The sequence below is a fragment of the Taibaiella soli genome (assembly GCF_003236175.1).
In the GTDB taxonomy this organism is placed as follows: Bacteria; Bacteroidota; Bacteroidia; order Chitinophagales; family Chitinophagaceae; genus QKTW01.
This window is the reverse complement of the sequence record NZ_QKTW01000019.1, coordinates 121,296-136,657: the sequence shown is the minus strand read 5'-3', so window position 1 is coordinate 136,657 and position 15,362 is coordinate 121,296. Positions and strand designations below refer to the sequence as shown.

At 43.0% G+C, this 15,362-nt stretch carries 17 protein-coding genes; 10 read left to right on the top strand and 7 right to left on the bottom strand.

Annotation, left to right across the window (positions count from 1 at the left end; all coding sequences use genetic code 11):
• Positions 1–224 precede the first annotated feature (224 nt).
• Genes DN068_RS14665 through DN068_RS14650 form a run of 4 tightly spaced genes read left to right on the top strand, consistent with a single transcriptional unit; the run spans position 225 to position 3,057 of the window.
• On the top strand, positions 225–1,235 hold the full coding sequence (locus tag DN068_RS14665) for a CPBP family intramembrane glutamic endopeptidase (RefSeq protein ID WP_110999683.1): 1,011 nt from the start codon (positions 225–227) through the stop codon (positions 1,233–1,235).
• Positions 1,236–1,259: 24 nt separating this feature from the next.
• Positions 1,260–2,099 carry a phosphatidate cytidylyltransferase gene (locus DN068_RS14660; protein WP_110999682.1) on the top strand — a complete coding sequence of 280 codons (840 nt, stop codon included), beginning with the start codon at positions 1,260–1,262 and terminating at the stop codon, positions 2,097–2,099.
• A gap of 55 nt (positions 2,100–2,154) precedes the next feature.
• A complete protein-coding gene (locus tag DN068_RS14655) occupies positions 2,155–2,811 on the top strand; it encodes a phosphatidylserine decarboxylase family protein (RefSeq protein ID WP_110999681.1) in 657 nt (218 codons plus the stop codon).
• 48 nt (positions 2,812–2,859) lie between these two features.
• Positions 2,860–3,057, top strand: coding sequence for a hypothetical protein (locus tag DN068_RS14650; RefSeq protein ID WP_110999680.1), 198 nt, complete (start codon positions 2,860–2,862; stop codon positions 3,055–3,057).
• A gap of 244 nt (positions 3,058–3,301) precedes the next feature.
• On the opposite strand, the gene miaA is transcribed toward DN068_RS14650, so the two are convergent.
• Complete coding sequence (gene miaA, locus DN068_RS14645; protein ID WP_110999774.1) at positions 3,302–4,192, bottom strand: tRNA (adenosine(37)-N6)-dimethylallyltransferase MiaA; 891 nt, start codon at positions 4,190–4,192, stop codon at positions 3,302–3,304.
• 24 nt (positions 4,193–4,216) lie between these two features.
• The gene (locus tag DN068_RS14640; RefSeq protein WP_110999679.1) at positions 4,217–4,792 is read right to left on the bottom strand and encodes an IS1096 element passenger TnpR family protein; all 576 of its coding nucleotides are present in this window, start codon (positions 4,790–4,792) and stop codon (positions 4,217–4,219) included.
• A 276-nt stretch (positions 4,793–5,068) separates the two neighbouring features.
• On the opposite strand from DN068_RS14640, the gene rpmI reads away from it, so the two are divergent.
• Together rpmI and rplT are read left to right on the top strand one after the other, a co-directional pair.
• Positions 5,069–5,266: a 50S ribosomal protein L35 gene (rpmI, locus tag DN068_RS14635; protein ID WP_110999678.1), complete on the top strand. Its 198-nt coding sequence runs from the start codon at positions 5,069–5,071 to the stop codon at positions 5,264–5,266.
• 52 nt (positions 5,267–5,318) lie between these two features.
• A complete protein-coding gene (gene rplT, locus DN068_RS14630) occupies positions 5,319–5,663 on the top strand; it encodes a 50S ribosomal protein L20 (RefSeq protein WP_110999677.1) in 345 nt (114 codons plus the stop codon).
• 223 nt (positions 5,664–5,886) lie between these two features.
• On the opposite strand, the gene DN068_RS14625 is transcribed toward rplT, so the two are convergent.
• Positions 5,887–6,537, bottom strand: coding sequence for a hypothetical protein (locus DN068_RS14625; protein ID WP_110999676.1), 651 nt, complete (start codon positions 6,535–6,537; stop codon positions 5,887–5,889).
• Positions 6,538–6,748: 211 nt separating this feature from the next.
• Positions 6,749–7,585, bottom strand: coding sequence for a 4-(cytidine 5'-diphospho)-2-C-methyl-D-erythritol kinase (gene ispE / locus DN068_RS14620; RefSeq protein WP_243630259.1), 837 nt, complete (start codon positions 7,583–7,585; stop codon positions 6,749–6,751).
• Between the two features lie 50 nt (positions 7,586–7,635).
• Between ispE and DN068_RS14615 the strand changes: the two genes are divergently transcribed.
• Entirely contained in the window at positions 7,636–8,358 is a 723-nt protein-coding gene (locus DN068_RS14615) for an ABC transporter ATP-binding protein (protein ID WP_110999675.1), read from the top strand.
• 27 nt (positions 8,359–8,385) lie between these two features.
• The gene (locus tag DN068_RS14610; protein ID WP_110999674.1) at positions 8,386–8,946 is read left to right on the top strand and encodes a cob(I)yrinic acid a,c-diamide adenosyltransferase; all 561 of its coding nucleotides are present in this window, start codon (positions 8,386–8,388) and stop codon (positions 8,944–8,946) included.
• 3 nt (positions 8,947–8,949) lie between these two features.
• Here DN068_RS14610 and DN068_RS14605 read toward each other — a convergent pair whose 3' ends face one another.
• The 3 genes from DN068_RS14605 to DN068_RS14595 form a co-directional block, all read right to left on the bottom strand.
• Positions 8,950–9,804, bottom strand: coding sequence for a leucine-rich repeat domain-containing protein (locus tag DN068_RS14605; protein ID WP_110999673.1), 855 nt, complete (start codon positions 9,802–9,804; stop codon positions 8,950–8,952).
• Between the two features lie 23 nt (positions 9,805–9,827).
• Positions 9,828–10,478, bottom strand: coding sequence for a hypothetical protein (locus DN068_RS14600; RefSeq protein ID WP_110999672.1), 651 nt, complete (start codon positions 10,476–10,478; stop codon positions 9,828–9,830).
• Positions 10,479–10,667: 189 nt separating this feature from the next.
• Positions 10,668–11,594 (bottom strand): PfkB family carbohydrate kinase, encoded by a 927-nt coding sequence (locus DN068_RS14595; protein ID WP_110999671.1) that lies wholly within the window; start codon positions 11,592–11,594, stop codon positions 10,668–10,670.
• 145 nt (positions 11,595–11,739) lie between these two features.
• Between DN068_RS14595 and DN068_RS14590 the strand changes: the two genes are divergently transcribed.
• Positions 11,740–12,456 (top strand): nucleotidyltransferase family protein, encoded by a 717-nt coding sequence (locus DN068_RS14590; protein ID WP_110999670.1) that lies wholly within the window; start codon positions 11,740–11,742, stop codon positions 12,454–12,456.
• Positions 12,457–12,845: 389 nt separating this feature from the next.
• Positions 12,846–15,176 (top strand): M4 family metallopeptidase, encoded by a 2,331-nt coding sequence (locus tag DN068_RS14585; RefSeq protein WP_110999669.1) that lies wholly within the window; start codon positions 12,846–12,848, stop codon positions 15,174–15,176.
• The last annotated feature ends 186 nt before the right edge of the window (positions 15,177–15,362 follow it).

Below are 15,362 nucleotides of genomic sequence, written 5' to 3'. Positions count from 1 at the left end.
ACAGTCAAAATTAACTAAAGATTGTTAGTTGACGCATTTTTAAAATAGTAAAACAATGTTAATGTCTAAGCGGTTGGTTTGCTTTTGATAATTGTTCTTTCTTTTTCCTAAAAGGCTTTTTGGGTCATTCGGATCCAAACAACCATTGCTGGCATTCGTAGAAATTGTCGTATCACGGCATTTACTCTGTTACCTTTGCACGGAAAAAAATTTCTAACTGTTTTATGCTCAAGCAATATTTGCGGAATTACCCCTGGTACCTTCAGTTATTGATTCTCATCGTTTTGATTTCTGCGATCTTTTCGCTGGTAACAGCGGGGCTTTTGCCGATAGTGCTGCAAAAAGGATTCGGTGTATCGCTTAACGAAGCCGCTAGTGTCAATGAACATAGTTCTCCGTTGGTTGTCCGTGCTTCTTTATGGGTACAGTGTATTTCACATATTGGCATATTTACAGTTCCTTGTTTGATTTTCGCTTATCTCGCACATCCGAAACCGGCGTCATATCTTGGTTTTCGCAAAGCGGGCAAGAACATTCAATATTTCTGGGTGATTCTGACAATGCTCGGTGCTGTTCCTTTTTTCGTAGGCATTGAACAATGGATGCGCTTTTTGCCGCTGGGCAATTTTGCGAAAGAAATGCAGGAAAAAAATGATCAGCTCTGGGGTGCATATCTCAACTTTAAAACATTGGGCGAGATGCTGGTGGCATTATTTGTATTTGCGATCGTACCTGCATTTGGCGAAGAGCTTTTGTTCAGAAGTGTCCTGATGCGTTTCGCGCACAAGTTTACCGTTCATCAGGGGGTGATGATGAACTGGGATTTTGAGAACAACACTGCGGGCAAGGTTTATAAGAAACCGGGCATGTTCTTTTCTGTAGCAGTCACATCTCTGTTGTTTGCACTCATCCATTTTAATATTTACGGGTTTGTATCGATCTTGCTGGCGGGTGTTTTGCTGGCAATGATCTATTATCTTACAGGGTCTATCTGGTGCAGCATGCTCGCCCATTTGATGAATAACGGATTGCAGGTGGTGTTGCTGTATGTTTTCCGGGATAACGCAACCTGGAAGGCAATCGTAGATGGCGGCTCTTTGCCTGCATTTGTACCGATTGTGGGTGGGTTGGTGATGGTCGGCGGGTTTTACATGCTCTGGCGAAGCCGTACACCGCTTCCGGAAAATTGGTCAGCTGATTTTACCGTAGCAGAACTGGCGGAGAAAAAATCATAAACTATACACAAAAACATTCTATAAATGGCTCTAAACTGGCCCACTTTTTTTACGCGGCTTGGCAGCGCGATCGTTTTTTGCATCATCATGATGTTTGGCCTGCTCGGGAATATATATTGCTTTCTTGGTCTGACATTGATCATACAGGTGCTTTGTCTGCGCGAATATTTAAGGCTGATTCCTAAGATTTTTCCGGATATGGAATGGCCGTCCTGGATGCCCTGGGTGACACAGATTGCAGGTTTGTTGGCGTTTGCTGCACGTTTCTTTTTTGCTGCACGTTCGGAAACCTCCTACCCATTTGTGATTGCCTTCATTCCAGTATTAATGCTGCTGATTGGTACATTGCGTAAGAAAACCGCATTGATGGCCGTGTTTGCAGCTTTCGGCGGATTATTCTACATCGTGTTGCCTATTTCTTTATTGATAGAAATGCGGTCCATGAGTCTGGTCATTCCATTGGCGTTGATCTTGATGATCTGGATGAATGACACGATGGCTTATCTCGTAGGTTCATTTATTGGGAAGACGCCATTCTCGCCGATTTCTCCTAAGAAAACCTGGGAAGGAACTGCCGGGGGCGCTATTCTGACGATTGTGGGGGCCGCGATCTGGGGGCATTTCACGTCTTACTATCACATGATCGATTGGATGGCACTTGCATTATGCGCAGCAGTAGCGGGCACAGCCGGTGATCTGCTGGAGTCAAAGCTGAAAAGAATGGCCGAAGTAAAAGATTCGGGCACCATGATGCCTGGCCACGGCGGTGCGCTTGACCGCTTCGATTCGTTGCTGGTGGCGGCGCCATTTGCATTTGCTTACGCCTATGTTTTCATGTACGATTTACCAATAACCATATTTTAAGCTAAATTCGCGCCTTCAGTTCCATTTTTAAACGAACATCAAACGCTCAGATAACATGACAATTCATCGCGAAGGATATAAATACATTGCCATAGCCACCGTCGTTTTTGCCCTGGTAGCATGGTTAAATGCTAAATTCCTGATGGAAATTCCAATCCTTTATTGGCTGATTCAGGTAGTATTTTTCGCCTTATGGTTCTGGATTGTATGGTTTTTCCGTATTCCAAACAGGACTTTTACCAAAGGAGATAATCTGGTAATTGCGCCCGCGGATGGTAAAGTGGTAGTAATTGAAGAAACTTTTGAGCCTGAATATTTTAAAGATCAACGCCTCCAGGTTTCGATTTTCATGAGTCCGTTGAATGTACACGTAAACCGTACACCGATTGAAGGTGAGGTAAAATACTTTAAATACCATCCGGGTAAATACCTCGTAGCATGGCATCCGAAGTCTTCTACGGAAAACGAGCGTACAACCGTTGTGGTTGGTAATCAGAAAACTACCTTATTGATGCGTCAGATTGCCGGTGCATTGGCACGCCGTATCTGCTGGTATGTGAAAGAAGGCGATAAACTGAAACAGAACGATGAATTCGGCTTTATTCGCTTCGGTTCCCGCGTTGATATTTATTTCCCGGTAGGTACCAAAATTGATGTTAAAATCGGGGATACGGTGCAAGGTGGCATGACAGTTTTGGCTCGTATGTCCTAATTTTGTATTTTCAAATTTGTAAATACTCAACAATTAAATAAATAAGACATGAAAAAACTGACTTTATTCATTGGTGCCCTGATGATCGCTGGTGCTACATTCGCTCAAGACGGTGCTAAGAAAGATTGCTGCAAGAAAGGCGAGAAGAAAGAATGCTGCAAAAAAGGCGAAAAGAAAGAGTGTTGCAAGAAAGGTGAAAAGAAAGACGACGCTAAAACTAGCACTACTACAGAAAAGAAATCCTAGTCTGGATTTGAACTTATATAAAAAGCGGACGTTTCAAACGTTCGCTTTTTTTGTGTTTTAGTGCTGCGGTCGAAAGTCAGTCAGAGACTGACAGGGAACTTCGACACAGGAGCGCTACGCGAACTCCGGCGCCAGTGTTGCGGGACTCACAATTGACTACTTACCCCTCACATCCTTCGCGCAACTGTGGGTTATATCGTTGACGTTTCACCTTTCACGTTTGACAAGACTGACAACTCACCACTCACAATTCACAAATCTTCTTCACCACCTCTTCATCATCCGCCTGAAACCACCTAAATTCCGGGTCTTTCTTAAACCAGGTCATCTGACGTTTGGCGTAATGGCGGGTATGTTGTTTGATCTTGTCAACAGCTTCGTCAAGGCTGTATTTTCCTTCAAAAAAATCGAAGAGTTCCGAGTAGCCTACAGTCTGCAGGTTTTTTAAATGGCGCTTTGGATAAAGTGCTTCTGCTTCTTTAAGTAAGCCTTCTTCCATCATAATATCCACGCGCCGGTTGATGCGGTCGTAAAGTACAGGACGCGGCAATTCCAGCGCAGCTTTGACGATTTTAAACGGACGTGCTTTTCTTTCACCGGTGCGAAATTCAGTAATGCTTTTTCCGGTAGAACGCTTAAAAATTAATGCGCGCATTAGTCGCGCTGGATTTTGTATTTCACCTGTTGCGAAAAACGCGGGATCTTCTGCCTGTACCATTTCCTGCAGCCAGCTTGTACCTTTCTCCTGATATGTCTGATTGACCTCAGCAGTAATAGCTTCGCTCATCTCTGGCATTTCATCTAGGCCTTCACAGAGCGCTTTGATATAAAGTCCTGTGCCACCACAAACGACAGCAGTGCTACGTTGCTTAAATATTTCTTGCAGGTACTCTAGGGAAAGCTGCTCGTAATCTGCCGCTGTAAGCGCTGTTTCTGGAGGAAAAACATCTATAAAATAGTGCGGCACAGCCTGCATTTCTACTGCAGTAGGCTGTGCCGTACCAATTTCCATTCCCTTATAGCACTGGCGGGAATCTGCTGAAACAACAGACGTGCCGAGTATTTGCGCTAAACGGATAGAAATAGCAGTTTTTCCTACCGCGGTAGGACCTGCAATAATGTATGCTGTAGGCAAATTCAAAATGTAAAAATCTCAGAACTATTCTTCGAAGCTGTCTGTGCCGTATTCATCGCTGCCGCTTTCTTCGCCATTATCTTCACCATCTTCACCTTCATTTCCAAATCCTTCAGACATATCCTCTCCAGTGAGATCATATTTCTCTTCAAACTCCATCAGCTTGTCAGGATGAACACCTTTGATTCCGTATTGGGCAGGTGCAACACCTTCTTTGCGAACGCAATAAGGGTAAGTGATCTTCGGATTTTCATCTTTGGTCACACCAATCAGTTCCACTTGGAACGTCCAATTTTTAACACGGTCATACACATACATAAATTTCTGATCTGGTTGCGAAACCAGCGCAGAAACAGGTGTTTTGAGCATAGAAAGTGCCGGTGCATCTTTCTTGTTTATCAGTACTTCCGAAGAAATTTCTCTTCCTCTGGTCCAGCGTTCGTTGCTCTCATAAAAAGAGGCAGCGTGCTTGCCGTCAAACTCAAATGCTTTTACAATTGCTTCATGAAAGGCCAGAAAAGTCTGACCGGGCTGAATCTCAATGTCACGGTAGATCTGATCGTCTTCTTCCCAATATATCCGGAAACGCAGTAGTGCCATAATGGTGTAAAAATAACAGTTTGACTGATTTGTTGTTTATTTTTTGTGTTTACAAGCCGGGCGAAATTACCACTGAAAATTAATTTGTTGCAACAGTCGGTTATTTTTAAAATTTGTTTGAATTAAATTTTTAGCTCGGAAAGCTAGAGTAGACCTAGGGTTTCATATTGTTAGATATTCAAATTAATTTATAAATGAATTTTGGCTGAATAATTTTGATTTTTAGTTTCTGAATTCTAAAATTTCTCGTACTTTTGCCATCCCAAAATTGAGATCATGCCAAAGGTGAAGACTCACTCCCGTGCTAAAAAAACATTTAAAGTAACAGGCACCGGAAAGATCCGTAGGTACAAAGCGTTTAAAAGCCACCTACTGACTAAAAAATCTAAAACTCGCAAACGTCATTTGCGTCAAGCCGCGTACGTTCATCGTTCGAACGCGAACCTGGTTAAGCGCATGCTCGGTATGCGTTAATGCTGTAAAGCATCAATTATTAAATTATTAACGATCTTAATTAAGTAAAGATATGCCACGTTCCGTTAATGCTGTTGCATCGCGCGCGAGAAGAAAGAAAATACTGAAGCAGGCCAAAGGTTTTTACGGTAAACGTAAAAACGTCTATACCGTTGCTAAAAACGTATTGGAGAAAGGTCTTCAATACAAATATGTTGGCCGCAAACTGAAAAAACGCGAATACCGCAGCCTGTGGATTGCTCGTATCAACGCTGCAGTTCGTCCTGAAGGTCTGAGCTATTCAGTTTTCATGCACAAACTGTCTCAAGCTAACATCACCCTGAACCGTAAAGTTCTGGCTGATCTGGCAATGAACGAGCCAGAAGCTTTCAAAGCTATTGTTGCTAAAGTAAAGTAAGAGATTTCTCTACACACATTTTATATACCTGCCGGTTTTACCGGCAGGTTTTTTAGTTTCTTCTAAGCAGTCGGAAGATTAGAGTCCTCCGGCTGTTTTTATTTTGTCGCAAACAGAGAAGCTTAGGTCCGATACAATCGGGTGAAATTTTATAGACACAAATGATCCCCCGAAACATTTGCGCCAGTGAGGATGGGATTGATATTTTTAGCCTCTCAACGTACTACTGTACTTTCTCAAAGATGAATTGCTGGATGACTGCGAAATAAGAAATGTAAGAGCCTTTCTTTCCGTTTTCGATGACGCTGGGATAATTGATAATCAGATAACCGTTTTCATCGATACCGAATTGCGAAACCCCGCCGCTGGCTTTAAAACCTTTGTACATCATCAGGTATCGCTGTCCTTCGATGCTGTATTTTGCCGATGCTTTTTTCTTGAATTTAGACTTTCCCTCCTCCTTCGCATAGAGTTCATATTTCCCGTTGTTGATGAACGCAAACGCGTCATCGGCACTTTTGTCTTCCAATAAAGTATCTGGAAGCCGGTAATATTGTTTGGACAATAAGCTACCCGAATCGTTGAACCGCATGGAACGGAATGCAACCATGCGCCAGGTGCCATTGAGTTGTTTTTCATCTTTTACAATGGTGGCCGTGTCAAGTTGTGCGTGCGGTAAAACAGAATTTGGATTCAGCATGGTCGCCACTCCATGATCGTTTGATGTAAGTGTTGCCTGCGTTTTTTTGATTGCGGGCGTTAAGTAAGCATAGAAACGGTCAAAGTCCCGGTCCCAGTTTTCAAATTCCAATGACGGCCGCGAAATCTTATAATCTAAAGGAAATGTTTTGTTGGTTTTTGGCGTTTGTGACAAACGCTCAAGGTCGTCTGTATTTTGTGCAAATGATGTGGCTGTGGTAAATAGGCAGATGATGCCGATAGCAAGGGCTTTGGTTTAGCATGCAGAAATACGATTTTTTTTCGCTGCAGTAATTTGATCAAGGCTTATTTGACTAAGATTTAATATGCGGGAGTTCTAAGTCGTAGCGACGTATCAATCTATTAACCTTTCAAGCTACACGAGTTTATTCAAAGTAGAACGTTTCTAAGCTGATCTCGAAAATCGCCTTCCTTCCTTTCTCGAAAATACCAAACACAGTACTTCCGCTGCCGCTCATGGAGGCATAAACAGCGCCAGCGGCATACAGTTGTTGTTTTATGGATGCTAAAACCGGATGTTGTTCGAAAATTGGCGTCTCAAAATCGTTGGAGATATGATGTTTCCATTTTGAAACAGGCAATTCACCAATCGTGCGGAGATCAAATGGTGCTGGACGAGGTGTAATCATACTAAAAGCCTTACCCGTGGCTACATGTACATTGGGGCAAACCAGTTGCAAGCTATATTTAGATAAATCGAGTGTAACCGGCTGCATCTTTTCTCCTCTGCCTGATGCAAATTGAGGTGTGTTGTAAATAAAAAACGGACAATCGCTGCCTAGCTGCAAGGCATAAACGGCGAGTTGTTCTTTAGGCAATTTTAGCGAACATAAATCATTGAGCATTGCCAATGCAAACGCGCCATCGGCCGAACCGCCACCCATGCCTGCGCCCATCGGAATAGCTTTGTGCAAATGGATTTCAAAGTCGCCGGTCTTTTCAGGGAAATCCTGCTTCAGCAATTGCAAAGCTTTCCAAACGAGATTATCCTGATTGTTTCCTGAAACCGCTTTTCCGGTAAGATGAATGCTCGATTCTTTGGCTGCAATCATTTCCAGGGCATCCTGCAATGGTACCGGATAAAAAACAGTCTCCAGATCGTGATATCCGTCGGCACGGCGATTGGTAATGTAAAGGCCAAGATTGATCTTACAATTGGGAAAACGGATCATGCTGTTTTTAATGCGCTGTGAGTAAGGCATAAAATTATGTGTATTTTTGGAGGACGCCGATAGCGTGCGCAAAATTGTATATGAAGAACGACGTTATTCATCTTGAAAACATTCAAAAAAGCTATTTCATGGGGAAACAGGCGGTGCCTGTTCTGAAAGGAATTAATCTGACGATTGGCAGAAATGAATACGTCTCGCTGATGGGGCCTTCGGGTTCTGGTAAATCTACCTTGATGAATATTCTCGGTTGTCTGGATACGCCTACCAGCGGCACTTACATCCTGAACGGAAAAGATGTGAGCAGCATGGGGGATGATGAACTCGCTGGTATACGTAATGTAGAGATCGGTTTCGTTTTTCAGCAATTCAATTTATTGCCGCGTCTTACAGCCTGGGAAAATGTTGGGGTACCACTGATTTACGCGGGTGTCGGCAAAAAAGAAAGAGAAGAACGTGCACGGGAAATGCTCCAGAAAGTAGGTCTGGGCGAACGGGCGCATCACAAGCCAAATGAGCTTTCTGGTGGTCAGAGTCAACGTGTGGCAATTGCACGTGCTTTGATCAATAATCCTTCACTTATCCTCGCCGATGAGCCTACGGGTAACCTCGATACAAAAACCTCTATTGAGATCATGGATCTTTTCGGACAGATACATAACAGCGGAAATACTGTTGTGTTGGTAACGCACGAAGAAGACATCGCAAACCATACGCATCGCATTGTACGCGTGCGTGATGGCGTAGTGGAGACCGATCACATCAATCCCGATCCGATTCAACCACAAATGCTTTCTGCAGGATAATATTTTTCATTTTCAACGAAGTAATCAATGGCTTTCAAGATATATACCAAAACGGGTGATAAAGGCGCTACGAGTCTGATTGGTGGCGTGCGCGTTCCTAAAAATCATATTCGCATCGAGAGTTATGGAACGGTGGATGAACTGAATTCCTATCTCGGGATGGTAAATGATATGTGTGGTAATGCTGAGATTGGTGAATGGTTGCGCGAAATACAAGACCGCCTTTTTACATTAGGCGCCGTGTTGGCCACTAATCCGGAGAAGGAAGTAAAAATGAAACTACCTGACCTGCACGATAGCGATGTAGAATGGTTGGAAAAACATATTGATAAAATGAACGAAGTTCTTCCGGAAATGCGTTCTTTCATAATTCCTGGTGGAAACCTTGCGGCGTCTACCTGTCATGTGGCACGTTGCGTGTGTCGTCGCGCAGAGCGCCTGTGCGTAGGTATGGTCAATGAAGAAGAAGTAGTGCCGGAATTGATTTTAAAATACCTGAATCGCCTTTCTGATTTTTTGTTTGTACTGGCTCGCTATATCGGTCATATTCACAATGCGCCGGAACTGCCATGGCGGCCGCGCATATAAGTATTATTGTGTGGAACGATAAGGCGCTGCAGTTGGATTGACGACAATGATTTTTTGTCTCCTTGCCATGGTTATATCCTGGTAGAAAGGAATCGTGCGATCGTCAATCCAGACAATATCAAGGCGACGAAGATCGGCCATGGAATAGGGCAGCCGGATAGCGCCGCAATAGACGGCATCAAACTCTTGCAATAAAGTACAATTGCCCAACGATTCAGGCAGTTCCTCCAGTTGATTTTTATTGAGATAAAGCAGTTTTAAATTGGTGAGGTCACCGAGATTCTCCGGTAAAACACTGAGCTGATTCTGGCTAAGATCCAGAACTTCCAGTCTGTTGAGTAAAGTGATAGACGCCGGCAGACTATCCAGCGCATTAAACCCGGCTTTGAGCCGCACTAATTTGTGCAGATGCCCGATACTAAAAGGCAATCGTTCAATATTATTCCCCGTGATGACCAGTTCCGTAAGGTTTTTCAAATAACCAATAGAATCCGGGAGCTTGTCGAGATTATTATAGCTGATGGTAAGGCTTTGCAAGTTTTGTAAGCGAACAATGGCATTGGGAATTTCTTTCAGTTTGTTTTTTACCAGAATCAGTCTTTTCAATCTGGCACATGTATACAAAGACGCGGGCAGGTGTTTGATTTTATTATTGCCCAGATCCAGTTCTTCAAGATTGGGGAATTGATCGAGTATATCTGGAATCTCATCGATGCCTTTATAGTTCATCTTAATTCTGTATACCGATTCTTTATTGGCCAGCGCATCCTCCCAGCTATGGTAAACCTCATCGGGCGGGTTGCCGAGGCACCACTGGCTTGCCAGGAAAAGTATACTTATAATGATATACCGGAGCATATCTAAATTTACGAAATCCGATCCTATTGACTCATCTTCTTGTACTCTTCGTTTGTAATAATTTTGTAATCTGTTGGTATGCGAAATAAAGAGCTTTCTACCGGCGTACGCAGTACTTCTTTAGCGTCGAAAACAATCACTTTACCTTCCTCGTTGATAAATTCAAAAGAAAGAGGCAGGTATTTTATGGAAGGAAAATATTCGAAGATCATTGGGTCTGTGAGCGACCATTTGGATAGACAAACATTCACAGATTTGCCGTTGCGGTAAGTCGCTGTGGCCTGGTTGCAATTATAACCTGCGCTGGCACTGGTTTGAGCGGATTCATTTAGTTTGAAACCTTCATATTGTTTGTATTGCTCCTTCAAATCGGCCATGTTGAGTTGAATGGCATATTTTCGATCAGGAATATTTTTCAGAGAAACAGCAGTGCCGGCGGCGATATTAAAGATGAGTGTGTTTGAGAAACCATTGTCGAGCACAAATTCCTTACGCACCATCTTATTTTTGATCGTTATTGTATAAGTGCCGATCTGTTTGGCGACGTTACCCGGCGTCGCCTGCATAGTCACATTGTAAACAATGGAGCCTTCAGAAAAAGATTCCTGCGCCAATGTTCTGAATGATGCCAGGAGCAACAGCAGAAGGGTGGTAAACTGAATCTTTTGACGCATAAGCTGTGGTTTTTATGGGTGAATAGTGCTTACTAAACTAAGCTTTAATAATTATAGATCAAATATTAAGCCGGTTTTTCGGGTGAATGGGCAATGATAGCCATTTGTCAAATGCAAAGCGTCAAAAATCAGGTAAAAAAATAGCCCCCGCAGAACTGTGGGGGCTATTCATTTTATCAAAATGAAATTTTATTGTACCAGGTTGATATCAAAATTCACCAGTTCTACGAATTCTTCAATGCGTTGTTCGATTTCGGCATGCGTCAGTTCTACCAGACGTTCCGGGCCGAATTTTTCCACGCAGAAAGAAGCCATTGCAGAACCTACGATGATTGCAGTTTTCATGTTTTCGAAAGAGATATCTTTCGTGCGTGCTATGTGACCGATGAAACCGCCAGCAAATGTATCACCAGCGCCAGTTGGGTCAAATACTTCTTCAAGCGGCAATGCCGGAGCGAAGAATACATTTGTGCCATGGAATAATAATGCTCCGTGTTCCCCTTTCTTAATGATCAGGTATTTCGGACCCATTTTCTGGATTTTCAGCGCAGCTTTCACCAGAGAATATTCACCGCTGAGCTGACGTGCTTCGCTGTCATTTACCATCAGCACATCCACCATGCCCAATACTTTGTGCAGATCATCCATTGCAGATTCCATCCAGAAATTCATCGTATCCATTACGATCAGTTTCGGACGTTTTTTCATTTGGTTGATCACGCTCATTTGTACGGCAGGAGCAAGATTGCCAAGCATCAGAAATTCGCAATCCTGATAGTTTTCCGGGATTTGCGGGTTGAACTGAGCCAGTACGTTCAGATCTGTGATCAGCGTATCGCGTGTGTTCATGTCCATGTGGTAGCGGCCGCTCCAGAAGAAGCTTTTGCCGTCAGGAACGACTTCTACACCATCAAATTCTACACCGCGTTTTTTCAGGGCATCAATTTCAGATTGCGGAAAATCACCGCCAATAATGGATACCTGTTTGATCGGCTGAGTGAAATTGGAGGCAGACCATGCCACATATGTTGCAGAACCACCAATGATTTTGTCCACTTTTCCAAACGGGGTTTCCAGCGCGTCAAACGCCATAGTACCCACTACTATTAATGACATATCGTGTTTTTAAAATTTGAGCAAAGGTAAAAGATTTGGGCACTTGACGCCCTGCTGTTCATCAAAAAATAAAAAACCGACAGCTTCCTGAGGGTGATGGTTGTATGCATTTCTAACGTATTATTGTGATAGTTAACTGACGAGAATGAAAGCGATGCTTTTTGCGGCGGGACTTGGCACCCGTCTGAAGCCTTTTACGGACCATCATCCCAAAGCGCTGGCTGAGGTAAATGGAAAAACCCTGCTTGAACATAATCTTTTATACCTGCAATCGTTCGGCATCAAAGATGTGATCATTAATGTGCATCATTTTGCCGATCAGATTGAAAAAGTGCTGGAAGAAAATAACGGTTTTGGCAGCAATGTAACGATATCTGATGAGCGTGAAGTTGTGCTGGAAACTGGTGGCGGACTGCGGAAAGCCGGTAGTTACTTCAAGGATGAAAAAGCTTTTGTGGTGATGAACGTAGATGTACTCACCAACCTCGATCTTGGTAAAATGATCGATCAGCATAAACAATCTGATGCGATGGCTACATTGGCTGTGATGCAACGTACCTCGTCAAGACAGCTTTTGTTTGATGATCATCTGTTGCTTTGTGGCTGGGCAAATAATAATACCGGTGAACAAAGAATTAGCCGTGAAGTCCTTTCGCTGCACCCCTATGCATTCAGTGGGGTACAGGTACTTTCTCCTGCAATCTTAAATATGCCTTTTCAGGGGAAATTTTCTATGATCGATGTGTATTTGTTTTTCGCGAAAACAAACGTCATCAAAGGCTTCAATCATACTGGTGATATTTTTATTGACGTCGGGAAACCGGAAAGTCTCGAAAAAGCAGCAAATCTTTTAAATGGCTGATCGCTGAATCTTTCAGACAGAACAGATGCCTCCATTACAAGAGATTTCTTCTGTCAATCATGCGGCATCTCGCTGGATAAAAAAGGACTTATGAGTTACTCATAAGTCCTTTTTTGTTTTAATGCAAATTGGTCTGACGATTCAAGCCGGCCGATTGTTTTGTTAACCACCAGCATTTTTCGACTCTTCCCGGAAAAAACGGATTTTTTTTGGATTACGGTAATCTGAACGGGGAAAAAAACATTTCACATATTCTGAAAGACGATGATGTTTTTTATTAAATTCGTATATGTAAAATATGTAATGTGGGCATTTTGCTGATGCTGTAACTAATTCATTAATAGAGTGGAACGCTTTTTGATAACATTAGTTTAATAAAATCATATAGTATGAAACGAAAAATTACGCTGCTTTTTCTCTCCGGCTTAAGCTCAACTTTAGTTTTTGGGCAAACTGCTGAAAAAGTTCAACCGGGAAATGAAGGAATGTACCCTTCTGTTGTAGAATTTAAAAAAGGTCAGGAACCTCCTTTTGTGAAGGGTAAAATTTGGTTGCAACAAAATGGCGGATTTACGGAAACCCCTGCTTCGTTGATGCGGGTGGATGCTGACCCGCAACTAAAACAGGAACATTATCGGTATCAGCAGCAACTTAACGGAATTCCGGTCGAGGGTGCATTGTATATTGTTCATGTAGGAGACGGAAAGGTTTTGAGCCAAAATGGAGCATGGGTTGATGGCGCTCAGAATAACCTGGAGACTAAACCGGCACTGACTGCAGAAGATGCTTTGCAAAAGGCCATGCACGCGTTTGGTGCCAGGTCTTATAAATGGCAAAGCGCCGAGGAAGAAGCCTTCCTTAAAAGGGAAAGTAACAATCCGAATGCTACTTTTTACCCCAATGCCACATTGGTTTATTACGCGGGAGAAAACGAAATTAGTCCTGCTAAAATGAGGCTCGCTTATAAGCTGGACATTTATGCTCAGGATCCTGTCGGCCGCCGGATTTATTTTATAGATGCAGAGACGGGAACTGTATTAGGAGCAAGAGAGCTGATGCATAATACAGCTGCAACGGGCACTGCGCAGACTGGGTATAGCGGAACCCAAACGATTCAGACAGATAGTTATAATGGCTCTTATCGTTTAAGAGAGGCGACTCGTGGTAACGGTGTTCAGACGTACAATCTTAAAAAGACTACCAATTATAGTAACGCCGTTGACTTTACGGATGCGGACGATATCTGGAATAATGTAAACGCCAATTTGGATCAATATGCCACAGATGCGCATTGGGGTGCTGAAATGACTTATGATTTTTATAAGAATAATTTTAATCGTAACAGTATTGATGGAAATGGCTATGCAATCAACAGTTATGTGCACTACAGCCAGAATTATTTTAACGCTTTCTGGGATGGTACGCGCATGACTTATGGAGATGGCAATGCTACTGATGGAAATAAGCCATTAACCGCGCTGGACGTTTGCGGCCATGAAATTACACATGGTCTTACGTCCTTTACTGCAAATTTGAATTACAGCTATGAGAGCGGTGCGCTTAATGAAGGAATTAGTGATTGTATGGGCACTAGCATTGAATTTTATGCAAGACCGAATAACGCGAACTGGCTGATCGGTTCTGATTTCTACACGCTCCGTTCCATGAGTGATCCGAAAAGTTATGGGCAGCCCAATACCTATAAAGGTGTTAACTGGGCAACCGGAGGCGCTGATAATGGCGGCGTTCACACGAACAGCGGTGTACTTAATTATTGGTATTTTCTGGTGTCTGCAGGCAATAGTGGCGTAAATGATAACGGTACTTCTTATAGTGTTTCCGGGATAGGAATAGGCAAAGCAGCAGCCATACTTTACCGGACATTGACGCTTTATTTAACACCTACGTCCCAATATGCAGATACCCGTACTTATTCAATCAAGGCCGCGACGGATTTGTATGGAGCCGGCAGTAATGAAGTACTGCAGGTGACTAATGCATGGACCGCAGTGGGGCTAGGTAACACTACGCCACCTCCACCGGCTTGTGCAGATAATTACGAAAGCAACAACACGCAGAATACTGCAAAATCAATTCCTGTAAATACGGACATCGCTGCTTTAATCAGTTCCACTACCGATAAAGATTGGTTTAAGTTTACGACTACAAATGCAGCTCCTAAATTTAAAGTTACACTTACCAATTTGCCGGCTGACTACGATATCCGTTTGTATAATAGTAACGGAAAGCAATTGGGCATTTCGCAAAATGGAGGAACAACATCGGAAAGCATTACTTACAACACACCAACTAAAGGCGCCAGTTATTATCTGCAGGTTTATGGTTATGCGGGAGCCTATAGTGCCAATGCATGCTATACTTTGCACGTAGGCACTTCCAGTGTTAATCAGCTCTTGGATGACGGTGAAGACAGTACTGAAGGTATAAAGTCAACAGCTTTCAGTACACTGGATGAAAACGATTTGACAATTTATCCGAATCCGGCAAGAAATGCGATCAATATCCGTTTCACGGCTTCGCAAACCGAATCACAGTCGTTGATTATTACAGACATCGTTGGTCGCGTAGTAATGACTCGCGGCCTGGCAGTTCAGGAAGGAGAAAATGATCTTCAAATTTCATTAAATAATCTTCAGTCTGGTATGTATTTTCTGAAGCTCGAAGGAAGACAAACTGTGAAGTTCCAGATAATGGAGTAGCATTTTGATCGCTGATTTCCTGATGTCTGATTTATTTGTGGTATAAAATAGAAAAGGATTTGTGAGTTAACTCACAAATCCTTTTCTATTTTAAGTATTTCCAGGTGTCACGTCGACGATAGGAAACGTCCGGCGCAACATGGGCTTTGTATTTTCGCGGGATCCCTCCTGCGTCGGGATGGATGA